Source organism: Achromobacter sp., assembly GCF_032102605.1.
Taxonomy (GTDB): domain Bacteria; phylum Pseudomonadota; class Gammaproteobacteria; order Burkholderiales; family Burkholderiaceae_B; genus Achromobacter.
In genome coordinates this window covers 21176-37039 of sequence record NZ_DAMDGT010000015.1, presented here as the reverse complement: position 1 = coordinate 37039, position 15864 = coordinate 21176, and the positions used below count along the sequence as shown (strand labels likewise).

The following is a 15864-nucleotide window of genomic DNA, read 5'->3' as shown; positions in this document are numbered from 1 at the left end:
GCCCCGGATAAGGGGACAGGGCGACCGGGACTTTCGTCAGGGCAGTAGCCTGATATTCAGTGCGGAAAGCACGGACGCAATGGGATTAGCAAACGTCGTGCCGCCGCCGCCCGCGAAAAGCAGGGCGACCGGGCGCACGCCGGAAGCCCAATGCCAGATCAGCGAACCGGAATCGCCGCCCGCCGAAAACGGGTTGGAATTCACCGATTGAATGGCAATCTGGTTACGGAACAACGCGACGCGGCCACCGCCGTAATTCACGTTAACCGACACGCCGATCTGTGTCACGCGGCCTTGGGTAAGGCCCGTAGTGCGGCCGCTCTTGCCGACGATCAGCCCGAGCGAAGCGGCCAAAGGCGACGTGCCTGTACGGTAATAAGCGGCGCTGCCGCCCGACAGATAATATTGCTCGCCACGAATGCGGTCGTGCCACGCCCAGCCGAACGCGCAGTCCACAAAGTTCGCCGCGCCGCCGAAATTGATCGGCACCCAGCGCGCCAGTACTGCAATCTGGTCTCCCGGATGACGGCCCCCATCCGCCGCGCCCGGCTGGATGATGCTGTCGTTCACGCTGGCGACATTCGAATTCGCCAGCACGTGGTTGTTGCTGAGAATCAGGTGCCGGTTCGTCCACGGGGCTGTCAGCCCGATCGCACGGCTTCCCAGCGTTCCCGCCGTGACGTTCACGTGTCCCACCGATACTCCGCCCGGCGCCGGACGGTGCCGCGCCCGATGCGAATAGGCGTCCACCACGCCCACCGGCACCTGCTGCACCGGCACGCTCGAAAGAGCGCGTGTGCCGGCCGCCTGCGCCAACTGGCCCAGCACCGCTTCATGCGGCATGGCGCTCTCGGTGAAAATCGTGAGCACCGGTTCGCCCGGGCCGCCCGCGCCGAAAGTCACGTTAGTCGGGTCCGGCAAGCCGATCCCCACGCCCACGATGCCTTCAGCGGAAGAGCCGTCGGACTGGGCCCGGGATTCGCCGGACGCCGAGAGCAACTGCGCCTCGATCGCGTCCCGCAGCGCCAGCAGATCGTCCGAAACGCCTGCCTCGGCGAATACGGCTTGTTGCTCCGCCTCTTGGCTCAGCGCTTCAAGCCCGGCGGCGTCAGAATCCGGGTTCTCGGGCGTCCCCGAGGCGGACTTGCCGGTGGCCGGCCCGCCTTGGTCTTCTTCGCCCGGGTTGTCCACCCGTGGAATATTGTTGTTCTTTCCTGACATGACAGTCTCCAACAATTCAAGTACGCGTTAGCTGGAACCGGGCAGAGATGCATCAGGTCGTAGGGCGCCCCAAGGCCCGCGAGCCAAGAAGGGCATGCCCCGCATTGACCAGCACTGCCGCCCGGCTGCAAATGGTCGATAACGTTCTGTCGATGACTCCTTGGGGTAGGTGGCCGATCTGGCCGGACAAAGGCAGCCCATCTGCCGTGAGCGAGCGTTGTGGTGCACGGTCAGCGGAATCAGGGCTGGGGAAAACTTCGAGGGAGAACTCGGGAGTGCTGGCAGCCTTGCCGGGATGTGCCAGCGCGGCCGCGATCTAGCGCGGGCGTCCGGCGAGACAGGCATGAAGCTCCCGCGATCCGCGCGATGCGCGGATAGTCAGGCGCTAGTAGCCGCTTGGTCGGGACAGCGGATTAGGCCTTTTGGCGTGTTGATGCCAGCCATTATTTGGCTGCCATCCACGGATGTGTATGGGCAACTTTCAGTATGGACAATGTGCCGCCAGCCCAAGCGGATTAGATCTGGATGGCGACCGGCCTCCGCTGGCCCGCGCCGCGCCCACTACTGGTAAATCCCGAGGCAATTGTTAATAAGAACGCTTATCAAGAACGCTTATCATGCGCGTTTTTGGGATAACGTGCGGAGTGGGCTGTGGGACGTGGATCGAAAGACTGTCAAGGTGCGCAACGGCGCGTCGCCATGACCATCAAGCAGGCGGTGGCTGGCAGCGCGGCGCTGTACGCGGCCTCGCTTTCGGCTCAGACGGCGGCGCCGGATCCCGCGGCGATCACCGTGCTGCCCACCGTTACCGTCACCAGCGCGCCGGTGGCCTTGGGCGAGGCGCCCGCGCCAATTGCCGGGGGCCAGATCGGTGGCGGCGCCCGCATGGGCATCCTGGGCAACACGTCGGTCATGGATACGCCCTTCAGCGTCACCAGCTATACCGCTCAGACCATCGAGAACGAGCAGGCGCGTTCGGTGGCCGACGTCGCGACTCTGGATCCGTCAGTCCGCATGAGCAGCGCCCGGTCCAACATCAACGAAGACCTCACCATCCGCGGGTTCAACGTACCCACGTCGGATTTCGCCTTCAACGGCATGTTTGGCCTGTCGCCGTACTGGCGCGCTCCGGTGGAAACCCTGGAACGCGTGGAGATCATCAAGGGTCCGTCGGCCGCGCTATTCGGCATGACGCCCGGCGGCAGCGTGGGCGGCGTCGTCAATTTGGTGCCCAAGCGCGCCACCGATGACCCCATCACCCGCCTGAACGCCAGCGTGATGTCCGACTCCGTATTCGGCGTGCATGCCGACGTGGGCCGCCGCTTCGGCCCGGACAATGCCTTCGGCATCCGCGTGAACGCTTTGCTGCGCGACGGCGACACGCCGATCAAGGACCAGTCCGCGCGCGACGCCCTGGGCTCCGTCGCGCTGGATTATCGCGGCGAGAAGCTTCGCACGTCCCTGGACCTGCTGTGGCAGAAAGAACGCATCGACAACGTCGTGCGCCAGTTCCAGCTTGGCACGGATCTGACCTCGGTTCCCCAGGCGCCCAGCAACAAGAATCCTTATCCCGGCCTGGGCTGGAGCGACGGCCGAAATAGCGCCGGCGTATTCAAGATCGAATACGACATCACCGACAACATCACTGCCTACGCGGGCTACGGCCAGCGCAAGCTGGATTGGGACGCCTTCGCCGGCAACCCCGTCCTGCAGAACACGCAGGGCGACTATTCCTTCTTCGGCGGTTGGCAACGGATGACCGTGGACAGCAAGTCCACCGAAGCCGGCCTGCGCGGCAACTTCAAGACCGGCCCCGTAAGCCACAAGGTCGCCTTCAGCTATACCTTGTTGGACCAGGACTCCAAGCTTGGCTTCTACACCGGCTTCCCGCCGGGCAACTCCAACATCTATTCCGGAGCCATCCTCGATACGCCGTCGATCTCCGGCATCAGCAACCCCCTGAATCGGTACCAAAGCACCAAGCTGACCAGCTATGCACTGGCCGACACCCTGGGCTTCATGGATGATCGGTTGCAACTGACTCTGGGCGTGCGCCGACAGAACGTGCAGGGCCAGAACTACGACTTCAGCAACGGCGACCCCAGCGGCCCGCGCTATGACGAAAGCGCTACCACGCCCCTGGCCGGCGTCGTCTTCAAAGTGCGTCCCGACCTCTCGGTCTACGCCAGCTACGTCGAAGGCCTGTCGCAGGGCGACACCGCGCCCACCAGCGCGGCCATCACCAACCCGGGCCAAACCCTGTCGCCCTTCAAGTCCAAGCAAAAGGAAATCGGCGTCAAATACAACCTGAACGACGACATGCTGGCTACCGTCGCCTTGTTCGAACTGACGCGCCCCAGCTCCGGCATCTCTGGCGACACGTTTGGAGAATTCGGCGAACAGCGCAACCGCGGCGTCGAAGCCAGCTTCGCCGGCGAAGTCACCAAGGGCGTGCGTCTGCTGGGCGGCGTCAGCTACATCGACGCCGTCATCAACAAAGCCACCACGCCCGGCCTGCAGGGCAACAAGGCCATCGGCGTGCCCGACTGGCAATTCAACCTGGGCGCCGAATGGGACACCCCCTTCGCGCCCGGCCTGACGCTGCTGGGCCGCATCATCTACACGGACAGGACGTACGCCGACGCCGACAACGCGTTGTCCGTGCCAAGCTGGACGCGCGTCGACGCCGGCGCCCGCTACGAAACCAAAATCAGCGGCACGCCCGTCACGTTCCGCTTCAACGTCGAAAACCTGTTCAACCGGAACTACTGGGGCACCGCGACAGCCGGCTACCTGTTCGTAGGATCGCCGCGCACCTACACGTTCTCTACCAGCATCGCGTTCTAAGGAGGCTGGAATGTCCACGCAAACCTGGTCCTGGATTCACAAGTGGAGCAGCCTGGTCTGCACCGTATTCATGCTGTTGCTCTGCCTGACCGGGCTGCCCTTGATCTTCCACGAAGAGATCGAGCACCTGTCCGGCGTCGTCGAAGCGCCGCCCATGCCCGCCGGCACGCCCAACGCCAGCCTCGACCGCATCGCGCAGACCGCACTGGAACGCCGCCCGGGCGAAGTCATCCGCTACATGTTCTGGGACCAGGACGAGCACCCGAATATCACCTATGTGTCGATGGCCAGCGCCGTCGACGCGCCGCCCGAGGAAAACAACGCCGTCGTCATCGATTCCCGCACGGCCAAAGTGCTGGACGAGCCGGCCACCGACGAAGGCTTCATGTACGTCATGCTGAAGCTGCACACGGACATGTTCGCTGGCCTGCCGGGCATGCTGTTCCTGGGCGCGATGGGCCTCTTGATGGTCGTCGCGATCGTCTCGGGCGTCGTGCCGTACTACCCCTTCATGCGCCGCCTGAAATTCGGCGCGTTGCGCACCCAGCGCAGCACCCGCGTCAAATGGCTGGACTGGCACAATCTGCTGGGCATCGTCACCGTCGTCTGGCTGCTGGTCGTGGGCATCACGGGCAGCATCAACACCCTGAACAGAGTCGTCCTGGGCTTGTGGCAAATGGACCAGATGGCGGAAATGACGGCCCCCTTCAAAGACCTGCCGCCCGTCACCCAGCCCGCACACCTGGAAGACTCAATTCGCACGGCACGCAGCGCCGTGCCCGACATGGCGGTAAGCCTGGTCGCCTTCCCGGGCACCATGTTCTCCAGCCCGCACCACTACACCTTCTTCATGAAGGGCAACACGCCCGTCACCGCGCGCCTGCTCAAACCGGCGCTGGTTGACGCCTCCAACGGAGAGCTGACCGATACCCGGGAGATGCCCTGGTACGTGAAGACCCTGTTCCTGTCGCAACCGCTGCATTTCGGGGATTATGGCGGCCTGCCGCTGAAGATCCTTTGGGCGGTGCTGGATATCTTTGCGATCGTGGTTTTGGGTAGTGGGGTGTATTTGTGGCTGCGCAAGCCGAAGGCTGCCAGCGCCTCCAAGCCGCAGACTGAGGACGCCGCTGAAACGGCCGGGGCGATGCGCCAGCAAGACCGCCAGGAGGCCGCGCAATGAAAAACACCCACGAACCGCGCGGTGCGCGCACCGAGAACCTGCAATCAGCTGGAGAAGTGTTCCGAGCGCCGATCTGGCTGGGCGTCGCATCCATCGTCGGACTCGTGTCGGCGCTGCTGGGCGATGGCGTGTGGGACGGGCTGTCCTGGGCGACCATCTTCGCGCCGATTGGGGCCGTGTGGTGGGCGTGGCGGCGGCGGGGCGGGTAGGGCGATCTTTCCTTGTTCAAATGCGCCGGCGCCGGATCGTCGATTGAATCGGTCATGCCGCAGCGTGACAGGGGCTGCGACGCGCCCCGCCGGGAATGCGCCAGCGCTTGCGTAGCGTCACCATCCGGCCGATTTCAGACGGCGCTGATCGACAGAGACGTGGCTTTTTTCGACATTCATCGCTCCATCAACAGACCGGAGTCATCGAATGGACGAGAAAGCTGCCTACACCGTGGCCCTCACGCCTGATCAGCTTGACGCAGTCCTGCAAGGCGAATCGCTCGCCGACGCATTGAATTGCTCTGGCCGAATGTGGGGAGGCCTGGCCCCCTTCGGGGGCATTTCAGAAATGCTGGACGGCGCCGCACAACTCGCGTTGTCCGCGCCTGCTGCATGCAACGATGGGGGCCACGTCGAACGCGGCCAGTTTCCCAACCTGGAGCGATTCCTTGATGGATGGTTTCATCAGGAGTGGGCAGCTACCGGCGAAACCATCCAGGAAGTCGCACAAGACTACAAGCAGGTATTCGACGGGAGGGAAGTCCGTCGAGTTTGCGCAGAGATGGATGCCTTCATCGCCACGTGCGGGCCGAAATCTGAAGCAGCCTTCGCGAAACTTTGGCCGTCGTTCGGCCCGGCTGCGATTGGCTACACCGCGGCTTCGTTCCTTCTTGAACTGAAGGGGATTTTGGAAGGCGAAGACGGGGCGGCAAGCCATGGCTGAAATGGCGCGGCGGCTGGTCGGAATCTGGTTTGCGGTATTGGCGATGATTGCCGTGTTGGCAGGATGTTCGGATACGCCGCACGGAAGGTGGCAGGTCATCGCGCCGATCGAGGTATACGCATCAATCGATGATTTCGCCCCAACGTTTTATCTTCAACCGGGAGAGATCTGCGCTTTGGGCGATGAGTGGAGCTATCAGAAGGCCTTCCGCTTCAAGCGGGTTTCGTGTGAGAGGGGGGTAGGGTGGGTGATGACTGATAGTGAATTTGAACGGGTTTGGGGAAGTTCGTGAGCCAGCTGGTCGTGCCGTCACAAAAACGGCGGGCGTCGAAACTCGGATACTTTGTGTATACGATAAACGTCAGATTTCGGGGCAAGTCATATTAGTTCGAGGTCTTGCTTCATGAGCGGGAATACAGCATCGCCCACTTCTTGTACGAGAAACTATGACTACAGTTGCTGTCATTTCTGAACCAACAATTATTCCGGCTGACGTGGAAGTCCTTTGGGATGCGGACGTCCAGAATCTGTATTGCAAAATCGCTTATCCACAGAAAGAGCGCGTACACGACAAGTCCAAGGCACTTCGTGACATGCTGGATGCGCAATGGCCACTCCCACGGCCTCGTCGCATGATTGTTGCAGGTGACCTCTCCATGGCCCTGGACTCAGAAGGGCGTCTTTGTGACTTCGACATCCGCGCTGACTTGACGGAGCGGGCCCTTCAACCAGTACCCTCTACCGATGCCGATTATGTGGAGCCATATATTCAGGCTGCCTTCGACGACGGCGGCGATGCGAAGTGCTCCCCGATTGAAGAAGCGCTGTATGACTCTGCGCGAGGCATTGCCTGCCTCAGTTGGGGCGCAGTTGACCGTTGGTACACCGTCGCGCCCACGCTGGCGCTAGGGCTCGCAATAGATGGGGCGCTCATGAAGATTCAATTGAGCGAGTTTTGGATTCCGGCGCCGGAAGCTCAGCCGGAAAGCACGTGGGCGCGCCTGAAGCGCCGATTCGGCCCACAGTCCAGCAACTCTCGCTAAGCGGTAAGAAGGGCGGAGCGTGATGCCCCTTCGACTTGCAACCCCCCCTGATGTGAAGGCGCCGGGCTGCTCCCACTGCAGAGGCATTAATAAATCGTAGGCCGGCGCCTTTTTTAGTTAGGGAAGGCGCCGATAAAGCCGCCTTCCCGTTTTATGTACGGCAGGCTGTTAGTGATGGGCGGACATGAGAGTAAGCACGTCGTTCAGCGAGCGCACAGACTCCGCGGAACTCGTCGTGGCTGGCTGCCTGTCCAAATGGTATCCATGGATGCCAAAGTTCCGAGGCCCGACCATATCGGCTTCAATGGTGTCGCCAATCATCAGGACTTCATCGGGACGGCACGCAATGCCATCACAAAGGTATTCGTAGATCTGAGGTTGCGGCTTTACGGCCCCGGCTTCGTATGACCACGCGCAGAAGTCCGGTTCGATTGGCAGCAGGTCCAACACAGGCGGCCCGTACGGCGCGGCAAGGTTGGAACAAAGCGCCACCTTGATTCCGCGCTGCTTCAATGCAAGCAGCGTCGGCGCTGCGTCAGCGAAAAGCGTGATCGACTGAATCTCTTCACGCAATTCAGCTTCCAGCGCATTTAACTTCTCTTCGCTGATCATTCCGCCAAACAGGCTGGCGGCCTGTCTCAGGTCGATCGCGTTGCTCATCGCCCGAACGCCATCGTCGCGTTGGCGCTGGCGGCCCGCTTCGTGCAGCAGGCGGACCAGCTTTCGGAATGGGCGGGTTGGCCGCTCGATGTTGACCAAGGTTCCAAATACGTCAAATGCCACGGCCTTGATTGCCATTGAACCTCCGGGTTGCCAAAGAAGCCTTCCACTGTTCGGTCGATAGTTAGATCGAACCTTGTTTGGACGGAATTCTAGCGGGTAAACCTTGGTTCGGATCTGGATATGGATCGGGGTTCGACGGGCTGCGCAACGGTTTTCCATGTCGGACCAAACTCTTGCCAGATTGGTGCAAGTGTTCTTGCGATTCAACCGAGTCGACGAGCCCCCATTTTTTCCGGCGTTTGCCTACGCATCGCTTCGCCGCACGCATGGCGCGCTGCCGCGCCGCCGCCCAACTGGCCGGCGGCGCTTGCACCCATCAACGACGGCGCGAGGTCAGCCAGTCGATCGGCTGCAGGGCATGGTCGACGATGCGCACTTCACCGACGCTGCCAAAGAAGCCATCGGCCCGAGCGCCGTCCCACGAACCTGCACCGATGATCCACGGCATGTTTGCCGCCAGCGTCGCCAGGCCGGGGGCGTCGGACGTGTTGCGCAGGACGGGCGCGCCTTCCACGTACAGGATGGTTTCGTGCGTGGTGTCATCGTTGACCACGGCAACGTGCATCCACTTGTCGGGGATGATCTCGCCAGACCAGTTAGCCTTGGGTCCGCGCGTGCCCGTGGCGTCGGGAACCACTTCCCACTGGATCTCGCGAAGGCTCGACACGGCGAACAGCAGCGGCGGCGACTCCGGATCACCACCGGAGAATCCCGGCAAGCTGCCGCGCTTTCCGTCGCGCGTCATGATGTTCATCCACGCGTGCTTGGACGCGACCCAATCTCGGTCAATCTTGATGAAGGCTTCTACCGTGTAGCCATTGGGCGCGGTTTGGCCGTTGATGATGGCCGCGGCGTCCGTGGTGAAGTAGCTCATGCGAGCCGTGTTCTTGTCGGTGTTCAGGAAACGCACCGATCCCGGCGCCGCCGAAAGGAAATGGTGGTCGTCCGACCAGACCACGTCGCCCAACTGCGCACCGGCCACGCCGTCAATGTTCAAGGCTGCACGGCGCATGGGATTCAGACCCGTGCGGTCCGCGATCACCTCGCCCACCGGCACCGGCTGGCCATTGGCGCCGCCAAAGAAGCGCCAGTGCGCCAGCGTGCCGGACACCTGCGGATAGTCGTCCGGATCGGCGGCAGGCTTTTGCTCGGCGGCGACCGGATCCGTGTAGTTCGCCAGGATCAGCGCGCGGGCCTGGTCGATCAGCGCGGTATGCGACGGCGTGGCCGCCTTGAATTCCTTGTTGAACCCACCGAAGCGCTTGGCAAAGTCGATCTTGATCGTGAACTGCTCGTTCGCGCCGGTCAGGATGGCTTGGTCAAACGTGTTGAGCGTTTCCTTCGGCTTTTGCGGCACCCACGGCGAAAACGACAGCACACGGATCTCGTCGTTGCTGAGATCGAATTCGTACAGGCGCATCAGGCCGTTGCCGCCCTGATAGGCCATCTGGTAGTCCACCACCATTTCCTCGACGGCGTTGCCGAACGCATTCGTCTTGGTCAGGTGCGCGGCGCCGTGATAGTGGCCGTTCAGCGTCATGAAGATCTGATCGTTGTCGCGGATCAGCTTGTCCCACAGCATCAGCCCATAAGGCACTTCAAGCGGCGTGACGCCATCCTTGTCGATGTTCAGCAACTGGTGGTTGACCAGGATCACCGGCAGCGACGGGTTCGCACGAATGACCTGATTGGCCCACGTCAGCGCGGCATCGGAAATGCGCCACGACAACGACAGGACCATGAACTTCTGGCCTTCGGCTTCGAACACATGATATTCGTGAAAGCCGCTAGGATCGCGGCCGCCAAAGGTGGCCTGATTCTTGGCGCGATCTGCACTGAACGTTTTCAGATACGGCTCGTTGGCCAGCGTGCGCTGCGCGTCCGTGGCGCTGGCCTGGCTGCTGGCGTCGACGTAGTCCCGGTCCAGGATCACGTCGTGGTTGCCCGCCAGGATCGAGTACGGCACCTTGGCGTCTTCCAGGATCGCCATGGCCGCGTCGGCCACCTTCCACTGATCCGGCTTGCCCTGCTGATCGACCACGTCGCCCAGATGAATCAGGAACGGAATGCCAAGCGACTTGGAATGGTCGGCCACCCACTGCGTCTGCGCCTTGAACGGCTCGCTACCGTACTTGCGCATGAACTGCTGGTTTTCAGCGTCCGTAGCGTAGCGCGAGTAGAACTGCGTGTCCGGCAACACCGCTACGGCGAAGCTGGAGATGTTGAGGGGTTGCGGCTGCGGTTCGGGCTGAGGCTCCGGCTGGGTCCCGGGCGTCTCGGGCGCTGCGGTGTCATCGTCATCGTCGCTGGAGCAGGCAGACAACAGAAGCGAACCGCCCACCGGCAGGAGCGTGACGCCGAAACCGGCCTTGAGCAAACTGCGACGGCGCGGATCCGTCGCGGTCGGCAGGGCGGGAAGTGTGTTGGCAATCTCAAGTTTGCCGTCGTGCTTGTCGTGCGCCATCTGTGCTGCCTTTCAGAAAAAGCGGGAAGCATAGGGAGGGCGAATGACGGGATGATGAATGAGGGGTTACAAATTTGGGAACGGTGATGGGCGACCGTGGTTCGGGTGCGCAGGTCGGAGGGAATCGATGCTGGCGCTGCTGGCGGCTTCTGGCACGAACAAGTTCTGCTCGCTGGGCACGCCGCCAGACAAACTGGCTGATCTGTCTCAGGTCACTAGCGTTGCGCATCGTCCAAATGCCGTCATGGCGCTGACGCCGACGGCCCGCTTCATGAAGCTAACGGGCGAGGTGTCGAAAAGGCCGAGTCGGCCGCTCTATGCCGGCCAAGGTTCCAAATACATCGATGCCAACTAGGGGCGAAAGACTTGATCATCGAAAAACGCATCGGGATCGGCACCGCTCGACCGGACCAATGCTCCTAGCCGCTCGACAAAAACTTCGTGGGCCGTGTCTATTACTTCGCATGCCATCGTTATCGGCGTCATCAAGTTACGAGGTAATGCGGGCCGTTGCTCAGTGGCCCTGTCCAGCGCTGGGCGCGAATCGTCCTGATTTGCCTATTTCCACGCATGTCCTGTGCGCGGTCCAAAGAGTGGGAGCCAGCGCCTGGCTGGTGGACGTTCCGGCTTTTCGGGATCAACCTAGACGACGGCAATAGATGAATCTAGACCATCCCGGACACAGAGCGCGCTAGTACGGGTACGGATTCTCATGCTGAAAAAGGCGTGCTCGTCACGCCTCCGTTTGGAGTGCTCGGCATACCGACCGTGCATCGGACGCCGCCGATAGGCCGGCGACGATAGCCCGTGAACTATGGACGATCTCGCTTTCGCCAGGCCGCCCAAATGCCAGACAGTCCACTTGCCCTAGACGATGAATCCTCTTACGTGTGGGATGGCGTTCCGCCACTTTCACCGGCACTCTTCGAATTTCTGCCGCCTAGCGTGCCTGAAGGGGCGCAGCCCATCCACGATGAGACCTCGGATGCGATCATTGGATATCGAATAGGTTTTGGTGGCGTATTCCGGACCTACGACCTTTCGGGTGAGCTGCAATCGATTGACGAATTGCCTCTGGAAGCGCCGCTGATCGATCCCCTGGATGTGGTCTTTCTGGCGGGGGCGGCTTGGAAGCTGGGTTCAAAGCTGGTTCGAGGGGCTGTGCTGGCGCGCGCGGGTGTGACCATCAGCCAGTCGGTTTTGATACCGCTGCGCGCGAAATACTATGCGCTGGCCAAAAGAAATCTGCGCTTTACACGCAAGGCTTTAGGACGAATGCTGGAAAAAGGCCGCTTCGTTCCAGTTCACATACTCCGCTTGGCCATATTGCACGGAAAACGAGTGCCAGACCCGCAGGGGACGGCTGGCTATTTCATGTATTTGATCAAGATCCGTAAACAAGGGCGCCCGTACACGCTTGAGGTGTTGCTCAACGAGCGCGAATACATCATTGCCCACTTTAAGATCTTCGAATGATGATCATGCAGACGATACGAGTTAAAGCCAAAGCCACGTCTTCACCAGCGCTTGCACAGGCTTGTTGGGAGCCTGAAGGTAGCATTCTTAGTTGCACCATCAAGTATCGGGCAGGTGACAATCAAGAGCGAGACTCGAAGTATCCCCTCCGGGACTACCTAGACCAGCGGTGGCCTCTGCCCGAAGTTGCTCCGATTATTGACGCTGGATCGCTTAGCCTGGACCTGGATGACCGTAAGCGCCTCGTCGAAGTGTACATACGCACAAGTCCTGCAGAATGGGTCACGCGGGGTATTCGGCCGGCGATGGGAGATGGCGGTGAGGCTTTTTTCGAAGCGCCATTCGAGGATGATGGGCGTGCCAGGTGTCAGCCAATCCAGGCGGTCGAATACGACCCACAGCAAGGCATTGTCAGCCTTAATTGGGGGGCGGTTGACCGTTGGTGTATCGTCGCGCCTACGCTGGCGCTTGGACTCGCCCCAGACGGCACGCTCATGAAAATTCAAATGAGCGAGTTTTGGCTTCCGGCGCCGAAGCCTCGGCCGGAAAGCGTGTGGGAGCGGCTGAAGCGCAGGCTCGGCGCACCCTCCAGCAGCGCGCGCTAAACGTTAGTGAGGATCAGCACGCGCTCTCCACCTGTGCTGCGCCTCACCTTGTGAGTCGCCTATTTGCACTTGCCCCTGTCGCGCACGCCGCTTTTGATTGGAAGGTCTGAGCTACTTCGGCTCAATACACAAAATCATTTCGTCGGCGCTCCTTCGCGCGACTCGCGGACCATTTCCACCGGACCCAGGCCCCCCAAAGTGCTAAAAACACTGGAGACGGTCTTCGTTTTGGGCTCGAAAAGTTCGGACGCAATGTCCCTTATCATTTCAGCGTCTAAACCGTTAGAACATTCATGGTTGGGAAAGGTGATAATCGCCGAAACTTCCCGTTCCGCAAGAGTTATTGGAAGTTCTTTGATTGCCAGTGTGGCAGTCGTCTTTTGGCTGTTCTTCGAACTGGGGCGATCGGCAATGGGAAGGTATCTCCTAACATATGGGTCTTTCCACATACCTGAGCATGTACAGGCCGCCGCCATCTGTCATCTTGCGGGCCTTTTCCGTGGGCTTGGCCTGGCGGATGGCGGTGTCGATAGCGGCATTCTTCGCGCTCCTGACGGTATCTCGCAGATACCGCCAGAAGTACCGTCCTCCGACGGTATCTGACGGCAGATGATCGTAGATTACCCCCGACGACAAAAAACCCGCAGAGCGTGAGCCGGTGCGGGTTTCAAGTATTACCTGATATCAATCCAGACAGGTTTCTGGTGCCCGGGGCCGGAATCGAACCGGCACGCCTTGCGGCGGGGGATTTTGAGAGCGGCAATCCTGTACTTCTCTGGACTTCTATAGACATCCGAAATATCTATAACATATTGATTGATAAGGATTAATCGTCTAGTTTCGTCTGTTACTATTTTCTTCCATCTTGCGTTAAACTGTGCACAGAACTGTGCACAGATGGGGCTAGATGAAAGAGCAGATGACGTTGAAAACCGCGATTGAGACGATAAAGCCGAGGCAATTTCTGCGGATTGAATCGGTATCGCCACGCGGTAGCCTTGAGGTGAGAAAGGCGGCTAAGGATGGGATCACTTTTTATTACAGGTTCACTCACGAAGGCAAACCAGATCGAGTGCAGATCGGTCTATATGACAAGCTAGCTCCGCCCAAGAGTGTCAATCCCACAAAGCAAGGGTACTCGCTTTCTGCGGCTCGCTTTGCCGCGGCGGCCCTGGCAGCGCGGCACTATGAGGCTCGCGATCGAGGCGGCCTAAGGGGACTCTTGCAGCAGGCGAAGGCCGAGGTAGATGCCCAGAGAGAAGCAGAAGCCTTAGCTGCTGTTGCCAAGGGTTATACCTTGGAGAAATTGATGGCTGTGTATATCGACGGCCTACGCAACCCTGCAACGGCCAAGGACACAAGGAATTCGGTTCACAAGAACGTGAAGGTAGCCTTCCCCAAGATTGCCGCCACTCAGGCTAACCAGGTGACAACCGAGCAGATTTCGACTGTGTTACGCAAGATTTTGGAGGCCGGGCACAAAACGACGGCGAGACAGGTGAGAGCGTATCTTCATGCCGCATATGAGCAGGCCAGGAAGATCAATAACGACCCCGCTGCTTCCAAAAGGTACGCTCCGTTCAACGTCAAAATCAATCCGGTTTCTGATGTATCGAGCATCCCGAACTCCTATGGTGTCGACAAGAACCCACTGATGCCAGAGGTGATGCGAGAGTACTGGAAGGTCATCAACGTGCCTGGTAGAGAGTCGGCGTTCCTGCGGTTGCATCTCTTGCTTGGTGGCCAGCGACTGGAACAGTTGCTACGGCTAAAGAATGAGGATGTGCGATCCAATGCAGTTGTCTTGGAGGACACCAAGGGACGCTCAGGTAATGTGCGCCTTATTCTCATACCCTTGATTGAAGCCGCTGAGACTGCGCTCAGCGAGTTGCGGTGTATCGAAGGCGAGTTTGCTTTGTCAGTAAGCCCTGGTACACCTCTGAGCGCGACCACCGTGAGGCGTTGGGCCAAGGATGCCGTGGGAGACTCAATCGAGGGCTTCTCCCTGAAACGAGTGCGCTCTGGTGTGACGACCTTGTTGGCCAAGCTCAAAGTGCCGAAAGAATTCCGCGATGAGCTCCAGTCCCACGGGTTGTCGAGCGTGGAGAAGCGACACTACAACCTCTATGAGTACTTCGATGAGAAGAAAGAGGCTCTAGAGGCGATGTACGACTTTCTTAGTTCGTCTGGCGAAGGCAAGGAGGGGGAGAGCCGGAGGCGGGAGCGACGTGTGAGAACAAAGTCGCGATCAGGGCTTGCGGCGTGGAAGCGAAGGAAACATTAACGATCCGCTGAAGCAGTAACAAGCTTCGAATCGTAGAGTTTCTGTGCAGCGGAAAATGTGTCGATACCTCGGCAATCTCGTTGGACCAAGGTTAGCTCTGCGAAGCCCTGAGTGGGGGAGTTGGTCAGATAGTGCCCGGTTAGCTTTGTGCCATTTTCGACCAACCTCAATTCTGCTGCTCCAGTTGTTAGTTTCCGTTCATCCGGTTTCCGAATAGAGAACTCATACATGTACCGTAACACGACTGTGTCGTGCTGATCGTCGACAACTATTGATTCGACCAGTGTTTCACTGTTTTGGTGGGCGGTATATGAGAGCAAAGAGTAGCCCAGGTAGGTTTGCTTGATGACAAACGCAATAGGGATCTTTGTTAATTGGCTAGTAGCATCTATATTGTAGTTTGTATGAAGGTGGCCGAACCAAATTCCATGTATGATCGGTCGGCCTGCCACTTTCGCGAGCCAATTTATTGTCCACGGACGTCTAAAAGCCCAGATGGCTATGCCAACAGCCATGCTGATGCCAAAGCTTAATCCTTGAGCATAGGCGAGCGTGATGTCAGTGCCAAATGCAAGATGGCGAATCAAACCTGCAATAGCACCTATTAGAACAGTTATTGCCGAGACGAACAGTAAAGCCTTCTTGAGCTCTCTGGTGGATAGCGAGACGTTAGCCATCGGTTAACTCATCTTTAATAATGTCTATGCCATTGCAATAAAGACGTATTTTTCCATCTTGAGCTACGAGTCCAACATAAGCGATACCGGGAAGCAAGGAAGCTAGAACCGCAGCAATCAAGCGGGCCCCAGTTCCATGAAAATTTCGCTCAGCATCTTGTGGAATAGGAGGGGAGATGAATTGCGACAGGTGCGTTAAGCGCCATGACGTCGCATCGATAAAATGAAAGCCATCGTGTAGTGGATTATCCATGCTTGAAATAGAGATGAGCCCATCTGCGAGATCAGTACCTGCGAACCTAGATAGGTCTGGCGACGCAACATTATTTGTTAGTTGCATGTGCGGCAGCG

General features: G+C 59.5%; 14 protein-coding genes. 9 read left to right on the top strand and 5 right to left on the bottom strand.

The window, feature by feature from the left end; translation table 11 throughout:
- Nucleotides 1–36: 36 nt before the first annotated feature.
- Nucleotides 37–1233, bottom strand: a complete 1197-nt coding sequence (locus RT614_RS24400; protein WP_313624751.1) for a hypothetical protein — start codon at nucleotides 1231–1233, stop codon at nucleotides 37–39.
- A gap of 687 nt (nucleotides 1234–1920) precedes the next feature.
- Here RT614_RS24400 and RT614_RS24395 point away from each other — a divergent pair.
- From RT614_RS24395 to RT614_RS24370, 6 genes are all read left to right on the top strand, one after another.
- Nucleotides 1921–4068, top strand: a complete 2148-nt coding sequence (locus RT614_RS24395; protein ID WP_313624750.1) for a TonB-dependent receptor — start codon at nucleotides 1921–1923, stop codon at nucleotides 4066–4068.
- Nucleotides 4069–4078: 10 nt separating this feature from the next.
- Entirely contained in the window at nucleotides 4079–5248 is a 1170-nt protein-coding gene (locus RT614_RS24390; RefSeq protein ID WP_313624749.1) for a PepSY domain-containing protein, read from the top strand.
- On the top strand, nucleotides 5245–5457 hold the full coding sequence (locus RT614_RS24385) for a hypothetical protein (RefSeq protein WP_313624748.1): 213 nt from the start codon (nucleotides 5245–5247) through the stop codon (nucleotides 5455–5457). The genes RT614_RS24390 and RT614_RS24385 overlap by 4 nt, the downstream gene beginning before the upstream one ends.
- 208 nt (nucleotides 5458–5665) lie before the next feature.
- Nucleotides 5666–6181 carry a contact-dependent growth inhibition system immunity protein gene (locus RT614_RS24380; RefSeq protein WP_313624747.1) on the top strand — a complete coding sequence of 172 codons (516 nt, stop codon included), beginning with the start codon at nucleotides 5666–5668 and terminating at the stop codon, nucleotides 6179–6181.
- Entirely contained in the window at nucleotides 6174–6473 is a 300-nt protein-coding gene (locus RT614_RS24375) for a hypothetical protein (protein WP_313624746.1), read from the top strand. The genes RT614_RS24380 and RT614_RS24375 overlap by 8 nt, the downstream gene beginning before the upstream one ends.
- Nucleotides 6474–6627: 154 nt before the next feature.
- Nucleotides 6628–7224, top strand: coding sequence for a hypothetical protein (locus tag RT614_RS24370; protein WP_313624745.1), 597 nt, complete (start codon nucleotides 6628–6630; stop codon nucleotides 7222–7224).
- Between the two features lie 168 nt (nucleotides 7225–7392).
- Here RT614_RS24370 and RT614_RS24365 read toward each other — a convergent pair whose 3' ends face one another.
- Nucleotides 7393–8022, bottom strand: a complete 630-nt coding sequence (locus RT614_RS24365; RefSeq protein ID WP_313624744.1) for an HAD family hydrolase — start codon at nucleotides 8020–8022, stop codon at nucleotides 7393–7395.
- A gap of 301 nt (nucleotides 8023–8323) precedes the next feature.
- The gene (locus RT614_RS24360; RefSeq protein WP_313624743.1) at nucleotides 8324–10471 is read right to left on the bottom strand and encodes a LamG-like jellyroll fold domain-containing protein; all 2148 of its coding nucleotides are present in this window, start codon (nucleotides 10469–10471) and stop codon (nucleotides 8324–8326) included.
- Nucleotides 10472–10598: 127 nt separating this feature from the next.
- Here RT614_RS24360 and RT614_RS24355 point away from each other — a divergent pair, with 127 nt between their 5' ends.
- From RT614_RS24355 to RT614_RS24345, 3 genes are all read left to right on the top strand, one after another.
- On the top strand, nucleotides 10599–10826 hold the full coding sequence (locus RT614_RS24355; protein WP_313624742.1) for a hypothetical protein: 228 nt from the start codon (nucleotides 10599–10601) through the stop codon (nucleotides 10824–10826).
- A 452-nt stretch (nucleotides 10827–11278) separates the two neighbouring features.
- Nucleotides 11279–11947, top strand: coding sequence for a hypothetical protein (locus tag RT614_RS24350; protein WP_313624741.1), 669 nt, complete (start codon nucleotides 11279–11281; stop codon nucleotides 11945–11947).
- A 1524-nt stretch (nucleotides 11948–13471) separates the two neighbouring features.
- Nucleotides 13472–14836: a phage integrase central domain-containing protein gene (locus tag RT614_RS24345; protein ID WP_313624740.1), complete on the top strand. Its 1365-nt coding sequence runs from the start codon at nucleotides 13472–13474 to the stop codon at nucleotides 14834–14836.
- Here the strand turns inward: RT614_RS24345 and RT614_RS24340 are convergent.
- Together RT614_RS24340 and RT614_RS24335 are read right to left on the bottom strand one after the other, a co-directional pair.
- Complete coding sequence (locus RT614_RS24340; protein ID WP_313624739.1) at nucleotides 14833–15513, bottom strand: hypothetical protein; 681 nt, start codon at nucleotides 15511–15513, stop codon at nucleotides 14833–14835. The two genes, RT614_RS24345 and RT614_RS24340, sit on opposite strands and share 4 nt — an antisense overlap.
- A complete protein-coding gene (locus RT614_RS24335) occupies nucleotides 15506–15853 on the bottom strand; it encodes a hypothetical protein (RefSeq protein WP_313624738.1) in 348 nt (115 codons plus the stop codon). Before RT614_RS24335 ends, RT614_RS24340 begins: the two co-directional genes overlap by 8 nt.
- Between the last annotated feature and the right edge of the window lie 11 nt (nucleotides 15854–15864).